The organism is Janthinobacterium sp. GW821-FHT03C10 (assembly GCF_059420865.1).
This window is the reverse complement of record NZ_JBWKUN010000002.1, coordinates 139,535-153,868: the sequence shown is the minus strand read 5'-3', so window position 1 is coordinate 153,868 and position 14,334 is coordinate 139,535. Positions and strand designations below refer to the sequence as shown.

The 14,334-nt window shown below is 63.1% G+C and carries 16 protein-coding genes; 10 read left to right on the top strand and 6 right to left on the bottom strand.

The genetic code is table 11. The features are described from left to right. The 6 genes from AC07VH_RS08515 to glpK all read left to right on the top strand — a co-directional run bounded on the left by AC07VH_RS08515 (nt 1) and on the right by glpK (nt 6,471). Nucleotides 1-1,101 (top strand): ABC transporter ATP-binding protein, encoded by a 1,101-nt coding sequence (locus AC07VH_RS08515; protein ID WP_494787212.1) that lies wholly within the window; start codon nt 1-3, stop codon nt 1,099-1,101. Then, on the top strand, nt 1,101-1,985 hold the full coding sequence (locus tag AC07VH_RS08510) for a carbohydrate ABC transporter permease (RefSeq protein WP_034754965.1): 885 nt from the start codon (nt 1,101-1,103) through the stop codon (nt 1,983-1,985). The genes AC07VH_RS08515 and AC07VH_RS08510 overlap by 1 nt, the downstream gene beginning before the upstream one ends. Further along, nucleotides 1,982-2,788, top strand: a complete 807-nt coding sequence (locus AC07VH_RS08505) for a carbohydrate ABC transporter permease (protein WP_070222208.1) — start codon at nt 1,982-1,984, stop codon at nt 2,786-2,788. The genes AC07VH_RS08510 and AC07VH_RS08505 overlap by 4 nt, the downstream gene beginning before the upstream one ends. 31 nt (nt 2,789-2,819) lie before the next feature. Further along, nucleotides 2,820-3,095 carry a DUF2160 domain-containing protein gene (locus tag AC07VH_RS08500; protein ID WP_070222334.1) on the top strand — a complete coding sequence of 92 codons (276 nt, stop codon included), beginning with the start codon at nt 2,820-2,822 and terminating at the stop codon, nt 3,093-3,095. Nucleotides 3,096-3,166: 71 nt separating this feature from the next. Then, nucleotides 3,167-4,894 carry an ABC transporter substrate-binding protein gene (locus tag AC07VH_RS08495; protein WP_230540705.1) on the top strand — a complete coding sequence of 576 codons (1,728 nt, stop codon included), beginning with the start codon at nt 3,167-3,169 and terminating at the stop codon, nt 4,892-4,894. Nucleotides 4,895-4,977: 83 nt separating this feature from the next. Continuing rightward, the gene (gene glpK, locus AC07VH_RS08490) at nt 4,978-6,471 is read left to right on the top strand and encodes a glycerol kinase GlpK (protein WP_494787211.1); all 1,494 of its coding nucleotides are present in this window, start codon (nt 4,978-4,980) and stop codon (nt 6,469-6,471) included. 4 nt (nt 6,472-6,475) lie between these two features. On the opposite strand, the gene AC07VH_RS08485 is transcribed toward glpK, so the two are convergent. Further along, nucleotides 6,476-6,856 (bottom strand): hypothetical protein, encoded by a 381-nt coding sequence (locus AC07VH_RS08485; protein ID WP_494787210.1) that lies wholly within the window; start codon nt 6,854-6,856, stop codon nt 6,476-6,478. 2 nt (nt 6,857-6,858) lie between these two features. Further along, nucleotides 6,859-7,419, bottom strand: a complete 561-nt coding sequence (locus tag AC07VH_RS08480; protein ID WP_494787209.1) for a YdcF family protein — start codon at nt 7,417-7,419, stop codon at nt 6,859-6,861. 152 nt (nt 7,420-7,571) lie between these two features. On the opposite strand from AC07VH_RS08480, the gene AC07VH_RS08475 reads away from it, so the two are divergent. Beyond that, nucleotides 7,572-8,063, top strand: coding sequence for a hypothetical protein (locus AC07VH_RS08475; protein ID WP_494787208.1), 492 nt, complete (start codon nt 7,572-7,574; stop codon nt 8,061-8,063). A 9-nt stretch (nt 8,064-8,072) separates the two neighbouring features. On the opposite strand, the gene AC07VH_RS08470 is transcribed toward AC07VH_RS08475, so the two are convergent. After that, nucleotides 8,073-8,714 (bottom strand): cysteine hydrolase family protein, encoded by a 642-nt coding sequence (locus AC07VH_RS08470; protein ID WP_475414046.1) that lies wholly within the window; start codon nt 8,712-8,714, stop codon nt 8,073-8,075. A gap of 139 nt (nt 8,715-8,853) precedes the next feature. On the opposite strand from AC07VH_RS08470, the gene AC07VH_RS08465 reads away from it, so the two are divergent. Then, the gene (locus tag AC07VH_RS08465) at nt 8,854-9,822 is read left to right on the top strand and encodes a GlxA family transcriptional regulator (protein ID WP_494787428.1); all 969 of its coding nucleotides are present in this window, start codon (nt 8,854-8,856) and stop codon (nt 9,820-9,822) included. On the opposite strand, the gene AC07VH_RS08460 is transcribed toward AC07VH_RS08465, so the two are convergent. The 3 genes from AC07VH_RS08460 to AC07VH_RS08450 form a co-directional block, all read right to left on the bottom strand. After that, nucleotides 9,799-10,659, bottom strand: coding sequence for a tetratricopeptide repeat protein (locus tag AC07VH_RS08460; protein WP_494787207.1), 861 nt, complete (start codon nt 10,657-10,659; stop codon nt 9,799-9,801). The two genes, AC07VH_RS08465 and AC07VH_RS08460, sit on opposite strands and share 24 nt — an antisense overlap. A 76-nt stretch (nt 10,660-10,735) precedes the next feature. Further along, entirely contained in the window at nt 10,736-11,083 is a 348-nt protein-coding gene (locus AC07VH_RS08455) for a hypothetical protein (protein WP_070222194.1), read from the bottom strand. 148 nt (nt 11,084-11,231) lie between these two features. Beyond that, nucleotides 11,232-11,732 (bottom strand): Lrp/AsnC ligand binding domain-containing protein, encoded by a 501-nt coding sequence (locus AC07VH_RS08450; RefSeq protein WP_034754979.1) that lies wholly within the window; start codon nt 11,730-11,732, stop codon nt 11,232-11,234. 105 nt (nt 11,733-11,837) lie between these two features. On the opposite strand from AC07VH_RS08450, the gene AC07VH_RS08445 reads away from it, so the two are divergent. Continuing rightward, a complete protein-coding gene (locus tag AC07VH_RS08445; RefSeq protein WP_475414043.1) occupies nt 11,838-13,127 on the top strand; it encodes a D-amino acid dehydrogenase in 1,290 nt (429 codons plus the stop codon). 13 nt (nt 13,128-13,140) lie between these two features. Then, a complete protein-coding gene (gene alr / locus AC07VH_RS08440) occupies nt 13,141-14,259 on the top strand; it encodes an alanine racemase (protein ID WP_475414042.1) in 1,119 nt (372 codons plus the stop codon). Nucleotides 14,260-14,334: the final 75 nt, after the last annotated feature.

The following is a 14,334-nucleotide window of genomic DNA, read 5'->3' as shown; positions in this document are numbered from 1 at the left end:
ATGGCGCGCATCGAACTGGTGGACCTGGCTCACGCCTACAAACCGAACCCGGCGGCCCCCGCCGACTATGCGCTGCGGCCCATGAGCATGGAGTGGCATGACGGCGGCGCCTACGCCTTGCTGGGGCCATCCGGCTGCGGCAAGACGACTTTGCTCAATATTATCTCCGGCCTCGTGAAACCGTCGCATGGCAAGGTGCTGTTCGACGGCAAGGACGTCACGCAGCTGCCCACGGAAGCACGCAATATCGCGCAAGTGTTCCAGTTCCCCGTCATCTACGACACCATGACCGTGCACGACAACCTGGCGTTTCCGCTGCGTAATCGCGGCTGGAAAGAGAGCGAGGTGAAAAAGCGCGTGCAGCAGGTGGCGCAGATGCTGGAGCTGACGGGCGACCTGAAGCTGCGTGCCAGCGGCTTGTCCGTGGACGCGAAGCAAAAGATTTCGCTGGGCCGCGGTCTCGTGCGCCCCGACGTGGCGGCCGTGCTGTTCGACGAACCGCTGACGGTGATCGACCCGCATTTGAAATGGCTGCTGCGCAGAAAGTTGAAGGAAATCCACCACGAGCTGAAATTGTCCCTGATCTACGTCACGCACGACCAGGTGGAAGCCTTGACCTTTGCCGACCAGGTGGTTGTCATGACGCAGGGCGAAGTGGTGCAGACGGGCAGCGCGCAGGCGCTGTTCGAGGAACCGGAACACACGTTTGTCGGCTATTTCATCGGCAATCCGGGCATGAATTTGCTCGATTGCACCCTGGATGATGGCGGGGCGAGGGTGGCGGGACAGCCGCTGGCCGTGTCCGCCGCCGCCCGCGCGGCGCTGTCGGGTGCGCAAGGGAAAATCACGCTGGGCGTGCGGCCGGAATTCGTCGCATGCCTGAAGGCGGGCGAGGGCGGCGCGGGGAGCGATCATTGCCTGGACGCCACGGTGAAGGCCGTGCGCAACATGGGTACGCATTACCTGGCGGAATTCCAGCTGGGCGGCGCGACGGTGGCGGCCAAGCTGCGCGCCATCGATGCCGTCGCCGGTGATGCTGTGCGGCTGCATTTTCCGCCGCAACGCACCTTGTTCTATGTCAACGATAAGCGGGTGGCCTGATGATACATAACGGTAAAACCGATAACAACCGCCGCGCCTGGCTGCTGATCCTGCCCGTGCTGCTGTGCGTGGCCTTTTCCGCCATCCTGCCCCTGATGACGGTGGTCAATTATTCCGTGCAGGATATTCTGAGCCCCACGCAAAAGGTCTTCGTCGGCACGGAATGGTTCCGCATGGTCATGCTCGACGGCGACCTGCACAGCGCCTTGCTGCGCCAGCTGCTGTTTTCCGGCTCCGTGCTGGCGATCCAGATTCCGCTCGGTATCCTGATCGCCCTGTGCATGCCGGCCGATGGCTGGAAGGCGTCGCTGGCGCTGGTGCTGATCGCGCTGCCCTTGCTGATCCCCTGGAACGTGGTGGGCACCATCTGGCAAATCTTTGGCCGCGGCGACATCGGCCTGATGGGCTACACCCTGAATCAATTGGGATTTGACTACAACTACAACGGCAATTCGCTCGACGCCTGGCTGACGGTGATGGTGATGGATATCTGGCACTGGACGCCGCTGGTCGTGCTGCTGTGCTATGCGGGCTTGCGCGCCATTCCCGACGCGTATTACCAGGCGGCGCGCATCGATGGCGCCTCGCGCCTGGCCGTGTTCCGCTACATCCAGCTGCCGAAACTGCGCAATGTGCTGATGATCGCCGTCTTGCTGCGCTTCATGGACAGTTTCATGATCTACACGGAGCCGTTCGTGCTGACGGGCGGCGGGCCGGGCAATGCCACCACGTTCCTGTCGCAATACCTGACGCAAAAGGCTGTGGGCCAGTTCGACCTGGGGCCGGCCTCGGCCTTTTCCCTGATCTATTTCCTCATCATCCTGCTGTTCTGCTTTGTGCTGTACACGTGGATGCAGCGCGTCGGCACGGGAGACCAGAAATGATGCACAAGAAAATGAGCAGCACCATCCTGATCGTCTTTTTGCTGGGCTCGCTGTTGCCCATCTACTGGATGCTCAACATGTCGCTCAAGACCAACGAGGAAATCGTGGGGGTCTTGAGCCTGTGGCCCCAGCAATGGACGTTCGCCAACTACCACACGATTTTTACCGACCGTTCCTGGTACAGCGGCTATATCAATTCCATGATCTACGTGGCCTTGAACATGGTCATGTCGGTCACGGTCGCCTTGCCGGCAGCCTACGCTTTTTCCCGCTATAACTTTGTCGGCGATAAACATCTGTTCTTCTGGCTGCTGACCAACCGCATGACGCCGCCCGCCGTCTTCCTCGTGCCGTTCTTCCAGCTGTATTCGACGGTGGGCCTGATGGATACGCATCTTGCCGTGGCGCTGGCGCACATGGTCTTCAACGTGCCGCTGGCCGTGTGGATTTTGGAGGGCTTCATGTCCGGCGTGCCGAAGGAGATCGACGAGACGGCGTATATCGACGGCTACAGCTTTCCCCGCTTCTTCATCCGCATCTTCTTGCCGATGATCAAGTCTGGCGTGGGCGTGACGGCGTTCTTCTGCTTCATGTTCAGCTGGGTGGAATTGCTGCTGGCGCGCACCCTGACCTCCGTCAATGCCAAGCCCATTGCCGCCACCATGACGCGCACCGTCTCGGCGGCCGGCATGGACTGGGGCGTGCTGGCGGCGGCGGGCGTGCTGACCATCGTGCCCGGCGCGCTGGTGATCTGGTTCGTGCGGCATTACATAGCCAAGGGTTTCGCGATGGGGAGGGTGTGACATGGAAAATAATACCGATAGCACAGCCAGCCTGTTCGGCTGGATGGCGTGGACGCCGGAAGTGGCCATCTTCTTCATCTGCATCGGCCTGATGCTGGCTGGCATGACGGTGTGGCAAATCCGCTCGCCCAGCATCGAACGCAAGGGCTTTTTGCCCATGCCGACGACGCGCGGCGACCGCCTGTTCATCGGCTTGCTCACGGCGGCCTACGTGAATCTGGCTTGGGCGGGGTTCACGGAAATGCAGCAGGCGATAGGCGCCGCCATCAGTTTTGTAATTTTATTAGTGGTAATGCGTTGGGGATGACCGGCTTGCCGGTGTTGATGGAGGCCGGACCGTCAGCAGGCGGCCGGCAATAAAATAAAAGGAGATTCACGATGAAATTGAAGTTCACGGTCTTCGCGGCCGCGGCCATGCTCGTGTCGAACGCGGCCCTGGCCGACGCCAAGCAGGCGCAAACCTGGATCGACAAGGAATTCCAGCCATCCAGCCTGAGCAAGCAGCAACAGCTTGCTGAAATGAAATGGTTCATCGATGCGGCGGCCAAGCTGAAAGCCAAGGGCATCAAGGAAATTTCCGTGGTCTCGGAAACCATCGACACCCACGTCTACGAATCGAAGACCCTGGCCAAGGCCTTCGAGGAAATCACGGGCATCAAGGTGCGCCACGACATCATCCAGGAAGGCGACGTGGTGGAAAAGCTGCAAACCTCCATGCAGTCGGGCAAGAGCATCTATGACGGCTGGATTTCCGATTCCGACCTGATCGGCACGCATTACCGCTATGGCGCCGTGGAACCGCTGTCCGACTACATGGCCGCCAAGGGCAAGGAATTCACGAATCCGGGCCTGGACTTGAAAGATTTCATCGGCATCAGCTTCACGACGGCGCCCGATGGCAAGGTGTACCAGTTGCCCGACCAGCAATTCGCCAATCTGTACTGGTTCCGCGCCGACTGGTTCGCGCGCAAGGATTTGCAAGCCAAGTTCAAGGCCAAGTATGGCTACGAACTGGGCGTGCCGCAAAACTGGTCCGCGTATGAAGACATCGCCGATTTTTTTACCAATGACGTGAAGGAACTGGACGGCAAGAAAGTCTACGGCCACATGGATTACGGCAAGAAAGATCCGTCCCTGGGCTGGCGCTTTACCGATGCCTGGCTGTCGATGGCTGGCGCGGCCGACAAGGGCATTCCGAACGGCATGCCCGTCGACGAGTGGGGCATCAAGGTGGCGGCCGACAAGTGCACGCCCGTAGGGGCCTCGATGTCGCGCGGCGGCGCCACCAATTCGCCGGCGGCCGTCTTTGCGCTGACGAAATATATCGACTGGATGAAGAAATACGCGCCGCCGCAGGCGAACGGCATGAATTTCTCGGAATCGGGCCCCGTGCCGGCGCAGGGCGAAATCGCCCAGCAAATCTTCTGGTACACGGCATTTACGGCCGGCATGACGAAACCGGGCTTACCGGTCGTCAACAAGGATGGCACGCCGAAATGGCGCATGGCGCCGTCGCCGCACGGTCCGTACTGGAAAGAGGGCATGCAGAACGGCTACCAGGACGTCGGTTCCTGGTTCCTGTTCAAGTCCACGCCGGATGACCGCAAGGCTGCCGCCTGGCTGTACGCGCAATTCGTCACGTCGAAAACCGTGTCGCTGAAGAAATCCATCGTCGGCCTGACGTTCATCCGCGATTCCGACATCCGCCACGATTATTTCACCAAGCACGCGAACGAATACGGCGGCTTGATCGAGTTCTATCGCAGCCCCGCCCGCGTGGCGTGGACGCCGACGGGCAACAACGTGCCCGACTATCCGAAGCTGGCCCAGCTGTGGTGGAAGAACGTGGCCACGGCCATCACGGCGGAAAAAACGCCGCAGGCCGCCATGGATAACCTGGCCGAGGAAATGGACCAGGTCATGGCGCGCCTGCAGCGTGCCGGCATGAAGGCGTGCGCGCCCAAGCTCAATCCCAAGGTCGATCCGAACCAGTATCTGTCGGACCAGCATGCCCCATGGAAAAAGCTGGCGAATGAAAAGCCGAAGGGAGAAACGATTGCCTACGATAAATTATTGCAGGCCTGGAAAGAAGGCAAGGTAAAGTAGTCGTGTAGACTTCTGCCGCCGCTTTCCCGGGGCACGGGCGCTTGTCCGTGCCCTTTTTTCACTGTATAGCCGTAGTAGCGACCATGACCAAATACATACTTGCTTTAGACCAGGGCACCACCAGTTCGCGCGCCATCCTGTTCGACCATGCGGGCCGGCCGCACGCCAGCGCGCAGCGCGAATTCCGCCAGATTTTCCCCCAGCCCGGCTGGGTCGAGCATGACGCGGGCGAAATCTGGGCCTCGCAAGAGGGCGTGCTGCAGCAGGTGCTGCGCGACAGCGGCGTGGCGGCATCCGACGTGGCCGCCATCGGCGTGACCAACCAGCGCGAGACGACGGTGCTGTGGGACCGCGCCACGGGCGAACCTGTCGCCAATGCCATCGTCTGGCAAGACCGGAGAAACGCCGCTTACTGCGAGCAGCTGGTCGAGCAGGGCAAGGCGGATGTGATCCAGCAAAAAACGGGTCTCGTGCTGGACGCCTATTTTTCCGCCACTAAACTGAAATGGCTGCTCGACAACGTGCCGGGCGCCCGCGCCCGCGCCGAGCGGGGCGAGCTGGCCTTCGGCACGGTCGACAGCTGGCTGATCTACAAGATGAGCGGCGCCCACTTGACGGACACGAGCAACGCGGCGCGCACCATGCTGTTCAATATTCACACCCTGCAATGGGACACGGACCTGCTGGCGCTGCTGGACATTCCCGCCTCGCTGCTGCCCGACGTCGTGCCATCGAGCGGCGTGGCCGCGCACACGCACGCGGCATTGTTGGGCGTCTCCGTGCCGATCGCCGGCATCGCGGGCGACCAGCAGGCGGCCACGTTCGGCCAGGCATGTTTGAAGCCGGGCATGGCGAAAAATACCTACGGCACGGGTTGCTTCATGCTGATGAACGTGGGCAAGCGCCCGCTGCCATCGAAAAACCGGCTGCTGACGACAGTGGGCTGGAGCCTGGGCCAAGGCGGCGATCAAACCGATTATCTGCTGGAAGGCAGCGCCTTCATCGCGGGCGCGGCCGTGCAATGGATGCGTGACGGCATCGGCATCATCCGCGACTCGTCCGAGGTGGAAGCGCTGGCCACCAGCGTGCCCGATTCGGGCGGCCTGGTCTTCGTGCCCGCGTTCGCCGGGCTCGGCGCGCCGTACTGGGACCCGTATGCACGGGGCACCCTGATCGGCATCACGCGCGGCACGGGCAAGGCGCACATCGCGCGCGCGGCATTGGAGGGCGTGGCCTACCAGAACGTCGATGTGTTGTCCGCCATGCAGGACGACGCGGGCATTGCGCTATCGGAATTGCGCGTGGATGGCGGCGCGGCACGCAACGACATGCTGATGCAGTTCCAGGCCGACATCTTGAACGTGCCCGTGGTGCGCCCCGTGGTGACGGAAACGACGGCCCTGGGCGCCGCCTACCTGGCGGGCCTGGCCGTGGGCTTCTGGGCCTCGCAGGAAGAAATCGCCGCCCAATGGCAGGTGGGGCGCCGATTCGAGCCGAAGATGGCGGCCGACGAACGGCTGACGCGCTTGCATAAATGGCAGCGCGCGGTGGAGCGCTCGCGCGACTGGAGCGAGTGACTGCTCACTGGCCTGGCCTTGCCATAAACCTTGCCACACGCTTTAGCAGGCCCGGCAGCAACAGGGCCGCGCTTGCGGCGCACAGGGCGCTGGCGGCATAGGCAAAGCTCGCCGTGATCGATTGCGTTGCAAATGCCAGCGCGAAACTGCCATACAGCACCGCGCCGCACAGCGCGCCCACGCAGGCCGACAGCCAGTGGCCATGCGCCACGTCCACACGCCGCGCCAGCGCGCCAAAGGCGGCGATGCACACCCCCAGCATCAGCGCGCCAAACAGGTACAGGCTTGCAGCGGCGCCGATCGGCTCCGCATCGGCGGCGGCCATCGACGGCACGGTGCATGCGGCCACCAGGCCAAAACTGGCGGCAAAGGCAAGTATCTTCATGTTCAGGATTTCACGTAATACACAAGGTAGCCCACGGTTTCCCTGGGTACGGAATACAGGTCGCGCAATTCGAAATACGGCGCATGCACGTTGCCGCTGACGGCGATGCCGGCCCGCTCCAAAGCCAGCCGGAAGCGGGGCACGTGAAAGTATTGCGTGGCGACCATGGCCGTCTTCCAGCCGTGTGCGCGCATGAGAAGCGCCGCGTTGCGGGCCGTGGCGTCCGTGGTCCAGCCTTGATTATCCTCAAGGATGGCGCCGGCCGGCACGCCGCGCGATTGCAGATAGCGGGCCATAGCCGCGGCCTCGTCAAAACCTTCCTTGCCCGTCGCCCCGCTGACGAGGATGCGCGGCGCCCGGTGTGCCTGGAATTGCGTCAGCGCCGCGTCGAGCCGCGCCTGCAGGCGGGGGCTGGGCGTGCCGTCGGGCAGGATCGTATTGCCCGGCACGACGATCACGTCGGCGGGCGCCAGCTTGTCGTTCAGGCCCGCCAGCACCAGGGCGGCCGTGGCCAGCAGGAACGTTGTCAGCGCCAGCAGGGCGGTCAGTGTCAATCTTCGCATCGTCAGGCATCCGGCAGGTTTTTCGTGAGCGCGACTGTAGCAGATCGCGCCGCGAATTGACCATTCGCAAGCCGGCGCAGGTGGATTTTCGCCTATGCTAAGCTTGGTGATCTGGCAACCTGATCCCCCTTACCTTGCATTGGAGAACCAGCATGACAGCCGTATCCAGCCTCCTGATTGCCATGGCTTTCGCCGCCCAGGCGGACCAGTATGAGCATGCCGAACGTGCCGGGCGCGGCGATGACATCCAGCTCGTCTGCTATGGCGAGGCAGAAAAAACCGTCATGGAAAATCGTTCCGGCATGGAATGGGACAATGACAAGCATCAATATGTGCAGAAATCCACTGTGGAGACGGGCAAGAGCCGTTTCGATACGGCCGTCAACGTCAGCATCCAGGGCAGCGCGGCGCAGATCCGTTTGCCGAAGCAGCTGATTCCACCGATTCATGGCGACAGCAACGACGGCTGGTGGGATCTGATGGATTTGATCGTTGGCCACGATGAAATCCGCGCCCGTTTCCGTCTGAACGCCCTGAACCGCCCCACCGTGGTGATCAACCGCCGCAGCGGCGTGATCACGGTCGACGGCATGATCAAGTTCAGCGGCCGCTGCGACGCCGATGACGGGCACCGGCGCTTTTAAGAAGCCAACTCAGGCGGCGACAGCCGCCTTGCGCGCGCGCTGGTTCGACAGGTAGATATTGTCCTTGTCCAGCGGCTTGCCTGCGCGTACGGCATCGAGCCAGTCCTGTGTGCTGACGACGGCGGCGAAATTCGAGTGGAATACGCTGCTGAAGACGCGGTGGATTTCCTCGGCGCTGGCCGTGCCGCCCGCATTGGCGTAGGGCAGCGTGCCGGTGGCGTCCTGCAGGAACTCGACTTGCAAGCCGTCGTGCGCGGCCTGGTAGATGGTGGCCGCGTCGCAGTTGTGCGTCATGTAGCCGATCACCGTCAGGGTGTCGATGCCGTGGCTCTCCAACCAGGCGCGCAGGTCCGTGCCCGCAAACGCGCTGCCCATGCTCTTGTTGATGCGGTGGTCGGCGGCAAAGGCGGCCACTTGCGGGTGCAGCTGCCAGCCGTCGCTGCCTTTTGCAAAGATGGGAGAAGCTTCCGGCGCATCGTGCTGGACGACGATGACGGGCACGCCGGCGGCGCGGGCGGCGGCCATGGCCTGGACGATGTTGGGCAGCGAGATGTCGACGGACGGATATTCGATGGGCATGTCGCCCGTGAAGTATTCGTTTTGCACGTCGATGACGAGCAGGGCGCGGCGCGGTGCGGTAGTGGTGGACATACTTGACTCCTGAATGGTTGAAAGAGGAAGGACTTCCCCGATACCGTCATTTTCAAGTCGCACGGCACAAACAAAAAGTGGCCCGAAGGCCTATCTGCGATAAAATCGGGCCATGCCTACTTTTCCAGCTTCTTCCCCCTTGAGCGTGGCCGTGATCGCCTTCGACGGCATGACGCCTTTCCACTTGTCCGTGCCTTGCCTCGTGTTTGGCGCCCAGACGGACGAGGCCGACCTGCCGCCTTTCCACGTGCGCGTGTGCGCCGCCGATCCCGCGCCCTTGCGCACGGCGGCCGGCTTCGCCATCACGCCCGAGTTCGGCCTGGAAGGACTGGACGGCGCCGACATCGTCATCATGCCGGCCTGGCACGACGATTGCCGCGACGCGGCGCCATCCCTGGTCGAGGCGCTGCGGGCGGCCAGCGGGCGCGGCGCGCGCATGGTGGGCCTGTGCCTGGGCGCGTTTCCCCTGGCGCAGGCAGGCTTGTTGGATGGCAAGAGCGCGGCCACGCACTGGGGCATGGCGGACCGCCTGGCGGCCCGCTACCCCAAGGTCAAGGTGGACCGGGAGGTGCTGTACGTGGATGATGGCGGAATACTCACGTCGGCGGGCGTGGCGGCCGGCCTCGATTGCTGCCTGTATCTGCTGCGCCAGCTGGCGGGCGCCGAGGTGGCCAACCGCGTGGCGCGTCGGCTGCTGGTGGCGCCGCACCGCCAGGGCGGGCAGGCGCAATTCATCGAACGCCCGCTGCCCGTGTCCGGCAGCGAAGGGCGTTTTGCCGAAGTGCTCGCCTGCGTGACGGCCAGCCTGGGCGTGGCGCACAGCATCGATGCGCTGGCCGAACGGGCTGCCATGAGCCGGCGCAATTTTACGCGTCACTTCCGCCAGGCGACGGGCACGTCGTTCAAGCAATGGCTGCTGAACCAGCGCCTGGCGCATGCGCAAAGCCTGCTGGAGAAAAGTGCGGCCTCGATCGATGTCGTGGCGCAAGAAGCCGGCTTCGGCACGGCCCTGTCGCTGCGCCAGCATTTCCGGTCCAGCTTGCAGACGTCGCCGTCGGCGTATCGCAAGCTGTTCCGGCAGCAATCAGGCCGTGCCGGGCAGCCATAGCGCCGCCGTGTCCCGGCTGCCGTTGGGCAGCTGCGCGCTGACGGCGATTTGCCGCGCGATGAAGGCGGCCGGTTCGAAGGCGTAGCGTTCCTGGAACGAGACGGTTTCCGCGCTCATCAGTTCGGCATACGTCTGCATCAGGGTCGAGGCGGAAACATGTTTGCCTTGTTCAACATAGGTGTCGATGGCGGCCAGCAGCACGGGGTAGTCGGCATTTTCCTTGCTGCCGCCGAAGTTGAACGACAATTGCCCGCAGGCGCGCCAGATGGGGTCAAGTTCCCCGTCCGGCACCGGCTGCGCGCGCAGCCATTGCAAGGCCTTGAATGGCGGGCCGCCAAACGACGGTGGTGAAATGATGGCCTGGATGGCCACCTTGACGGCTTCTCCGATTCTTCCCGCGCGCACATACTGTCCATGCAGCAGCACCAGCGCGTCCGTATATTCGGGAACGATGGCCAGCGCCGCTTCCAGCAGCGCGATGGCCGCTTCGGGCTTGCGCTGCGCAATCAATTCCTTGGCCTCCAGGAACGCGGCGCGCGGCGATGCGGGGTCGTCGGCCAGCGATGGCGTGGCGACGTACTCGTCTTCCGCGCTTGCGTAGGCTGACAGAAACGCCGCCAGGCTGGAAAAGTGCGGCTGCAATCGCCATTCGTCGTGCCACGTTTCGACGACGATCGGTTCCGCCGCTTCGCGGCCGATAGGCCAGTACAGGCCGAACGTGTCGCCATTGCCCAGCGCGCCCTCGGCGAACGGGGTGAGACCGAGCGGTGGATATGCTGTCGTGTGTTGCCAGTCTTGTTCTGGCGAGATGTGGGCGAGGCTTGCGGGTAGTTGCATGGGGGCACCGGAGTACAAAACGCCAGTGTAGAACAAGAGGACGCGGCGGGCGCGTCCCCGTGGCTTGTCTGTGCGCCTACTTGCGCGGCTCGTGTATGCGGAATTTCTTCACGACACCCGCCTGGTCGAACATGACGGCCACTTCGCGCGTGCCTTTTTCGCCCAGCAGGGGGATCAGCCGCGTCACCTTGGGCGCTTGCAGCTGGTTCTTGTAGACCCAGACTTCATAGCCGGGATCGAAGCTGACGACGGTGGCGTTGCCGAGGGCCGCGTCGAGGTCGAGGCGGGTGGTCTTGCCCACCTTGATGTTCTGATAGATGGCGCCGTTGTCGGGCGCGCGGTTGACCTTGTATTCACTGGCGGTGCACATGGCCACGGCCAGGCCCGCGAGGCAGGAAGCTGCCAGTTTGATCAATGTGTTCATAGGGACTCCCGGTGTGCATCACTGCTTCCAATCTCAGAGGGGACGGGCGTGATGTCATGCCGGGAGTGTGCTTGCGTCGCCACGAATGTGCTACAAGATTATACAAAGGCGCAGCATATGATGCCGTCGGTGCCGGCTGGCGGTACTTTTACCGGCTCTGCAGCACGTCGGTCGACAGCGCCAGGGTTTCCTTGATTTCTTCCATCACCACATAGCTTTTCGATTGCGCGGCGCCGGGCAGCTGCAGCAGCATGTCGCCCAGCAGCTTGCGGTATTCGGCCATTTCATGGATGCGCGCCTTGATCAGGTAATCGAAGTCGCCCGACACCAGGTGGCATTCCTGCACTTCGGGAATCTGCAGCACTTCGCGGCGGAATTGCTCGAAGGCGGACGCCGACTTTTGATTGAGAGTAATCTCTACAAAGACGAGCAGCTTGGCGCCCAGCGCGGCCGGGTTCACCTTGGCGTGATAGCCCGTGATGACGCCGTCGCGCTCCATGCGCTTGACCCGCTCGATGCAGGGCGTGATGGATAGCCCTACCTGTTCACCGAGGTCTTTCATCGAGATGCGGCCATCCTGTTGCAGGATGCGCAGGATGTGGCGGTCCAGCTTGTCGAGGCCACGTGCCGATTCTTTAAGGATTCTCATGATTTATTGCTGAATATCTCGATTTATACGTGAACAAATACTGGCTCTTTCCCAATATGATAGCGGTTAATCTGGCGTCAGCCTAAAAAATATAATGAGGAAACTATGCGTATCGTGATTCTGGGTAGCGGCGTCATCGGCGTCACCAGTGCTTACTATCTGGCCAAGGCAGGACATGAGGTGACCGTCATCGACCGCCAGCCGGGCCCGGCACTGGAAACCAGCTTCGCGAATGCGGGGCAAATCTCGCCCGGCTACGCTTCGCCATGGGCTGCGCCCGGCATTCCCCTGAAAGCCGTGAAGTGGATGATGCAGCGCCACGCACCGCTGGCCATCTCGCTCGACGGCAGCGCCGCCCAGCTGAAATGGATGTGGCAGATGTTGCGTAATTGCACACCGGAAGCGTACGCCGTGAACAAGGAACGCATGGTGCGCCTGGCCGAATACAGCCGCGACTGCTTCAAGGTGCTGCGCGCCGAGGCGGGCATCACGTATGAAGGCCGCCAGCAAGGCACGATGCAATTGTTCCGCACCGAAAAGCAATACAACGACGCCGCCAAGGATATCGAAGTGTTGAAAGACGCGGGCGTGCCGTATGAAGTGCTGCAGCGCAACGAGCTGTCGCGTGCTGAGCCGGCCCTGGAAGCCGTCAAGGACAAGCTGTTCGGCGGCTTGCGCCTGCCCAACGATGAAACGGGCGATTGCCAGCTGTTTACCACGCGTCTGTCCGAGATGGCCGAGGCGCTGGGCGTGAAGTTCCGCTATGGCGTCTCGATCGATGCATTGCTGACGCAGGGCGACGAAATCGCCGGCGTGCAATGCGGCGCGGAAATCGTCAAGGCCGATTCCTATGTGGTGGCGCTCGGTTCCTACTCGACGGGCTTCATGAAGCCGCTGCTCGACATCCCCGTGTATCCGCTGAAAGGCTATTCGATCACCGTGCCCATCGTCAACGCGGCCAAGGCGCCCGTGTCGACCATCCTCGATGAAACCTATAAAATCGCCGTGACGCGTTTCGACGACCGCATCCGCGTGGGCGGCATGGCGGAAATCGCCGGCTACAACCTGAACCTGAACCCGCGCCGCCGCGAAACCCTGGAAATGGTCGTCAACGACCTGTTCCCCGGCGGCGGCAACACGATGGATGCCACGTTCTGGACGGGCTTGCGCCCGATGACGCCGGACGGCACGCCGATCGTCGGCCGTACGCCGCTGCGCAACCTGTTCCTCAACACGGGCCACGGCACCCTGGGCTGGACCATGTCCTGCGGTTCGGCGCAATTGCTGGCCGACCTGATGTCGTCGAAAAAGCCGGCCATCCTGGCCGACGACCTGTCCGTCAGCCGCTACAGCGGCGCGCAGCGCGGCGGCAAGCTGCAATACGCGGGAGCCTGAGATGGCGGGAAGCATGCCTCCAAAGGAACGTAGCGGCGCCATCCTGACGGTGGACCTTGATGCCGTGCGCGCCAACTACCGATTGCTGCGCGACAAGGCGCACCCGGCCGCCTGCTCGGCCGTCGTGAAATCCGACGCGTATGGCCTGGGCGCCGCGCAAGTGGGCGCGGCCCTGTATGAAGAGGGTTGCCGCCATTTCTTCGTGGCCCACCTGGAAGAGGGCATCAGCCTGCGCCCGCACGTGGCGCCGGACGCGGCCATCTTCGTGCTGCACGGCCCGCCCGTCGGCACGGAAGGCGAATTCACGGCCCATGGCCTGATCCCCGTGCTCAACAGCGAGCCACAGGTGGCGGGCTGGCGCGCGCATGCGCAAGCGCTGGGCACCGCGCTGGACGCCATCGTGCAGGTGGACACGGGCATGTCGCGCATGGGCCTGTCGCCGCGGGAAATCGACGCCTGGCTGCTGGACCCGCACTTTCTCGATGGCATCAAGGTGCGCTATGTCATGAGCCACCTGGCTTGCGCCGACGAGCGCGCCAACCCGATGAATGGCGAGCAGCTGGCCCGTTTCACCGCCATCCGCGCCCGTTTGCCGCAATACCGCGCCAGCCTGGCCAATTCCTCGGGCATCTTCTTGTCGCCCGATTATCACTTCGACCTGGTGCGCCCCGGCGCGGCCCTGTACGGCATCGGGCCGCAGGGCGGTGAGCCGAATCCGCTGCGCTCCGTGGTGCGGCTGCAGGGCAAGGTCATGCAGACGCGCACGATTGCCGCCGGCGACCACGTGGGCTACAGCCGCCGCTACACGGCCAGCGAACCGCGCCAGGTGGCCACGGTTTCCGTCGGCTATGCCGATGGCTGGCTGCGCAGCATGAGCAACCAGGGCCTGGCCATCGTCGATGGCGTGAAAGTGCCGCAGATCGGCGCCATCTCGATGGATTCCATCACCCTGGACGTGAGCGCCATCGCGCAGGAGCGCGTCGCGCCGGGCAGCCTGGTCGACCTGATCTGTGCCGAGCACCCGGTCGATGCCGTGGCGGCCATGGCCAAGACCATCGGCTACGAGGTGCTGACCAATCTTGGTGGGCGTTATTACCGCGAGTACCGAGGCCTGGCGCAGTCCGCACGCTAGCGCGCGAACCCGATGATTGTGTGGCAAGATAGCCCTGGTGTGAGCTTCACTCCAGGGCTTTTCTTTAACCGTTTT

Coding starts and splice junctions, on each gene's coding strand:
- AC07VH_RS08485 (WP_494787210.1), bottom strand. CDS start 6,856: ATGAAGATACTTGCCTTTGCCGCCAGTTTTGGCCTGGTGGCCGCATGC.
- AC07VH_RS08455 (WP_070222194.1), bottom strand. CDS start 11,083: ATGAACACATTGATCAAACTGGCAGCTTCCTGCCTCGCGGGCCTGGCC.
- AC07VH_RS08510 (WP_034754965.1), top strand. CDS start 1,101: ATGATACATAACGGTAAAACCGATAACAACCGCCGCGCCTGGCTGCTG.
- AC07VH_RS08480 (WP_494787209.1), bottom strand. CDS start 7,419: ATGCGAAGATTGACACTGACCGCCCTGCTGGCGCTGACAACGTTCCTG.
- AC07VH_RS08460 (WP_494787207.1), bottom strand. CDS start 10,659: ATGCAACTACCCGCAAGCCTCGCCCACATCTCGCCAGAACAAGACTGG.
- alr (WP_475414042.1), top strand. CDS start 13,141: ATGCCTCCAAAGGAACGTAGCGGCGCCATCCTGACGGTGGACCTTGAT.
- AC07VH_RS08515 (WP_494787212.1), top strand. CDS start 1: ATGGCGCGCATCGAACTGGTGGACCTGGCTCACGCCTACAAACCGAAC.
- AC07VH_RS08475 (WP_494787208.1), top strand. CDS start 7,572: ATGACAGCCGTATCCAGCCTCCTGATTGCCATGGCTTTCGCCGCCCAG.
- AC07VH_RS08495 (WP_230540705.1), top strand. CDS start 3,167: ATGAAATTGAAGTTCACGGTCTTCGCGGCCGCGGCCATGCTCGTGTCG.
- AC07VH_RS08445 (WP_475414043.1), top strand. CDS start 11,838: ATGCGTATCGTGATTCTGGGTAGCGGCGTCATCGGCGTCACCAGTGCT.
- AC07VH_RS08470 (WP_475414046.1), bottom strand. CDS start 8,714: ATGTCCACCACTACCGCACCGCGCCGCGCCCTGCTCGTCATCGACGTG.
- AC07VH_RS08505 (WP_070222208.1), top strand. CDS start 1,982: ATGATGCACAAGAAAATGAGCAGCACCATCCTGATCGTCTTTTTGCTG.
- AC07VH_RS08450 (WP_034754979.1), bottom strand. CDS start 11,732: ATGAGAATCCTTAAAGAATCGGCACGTGGCCTCGACAAGCTGGACCGC.
- glpK (WP_494787211.1), top strand. CDS start 4,978: ATGACCAAATACATACTTGCTTTAGACCAGGGCACCACCAGTTCGCGC.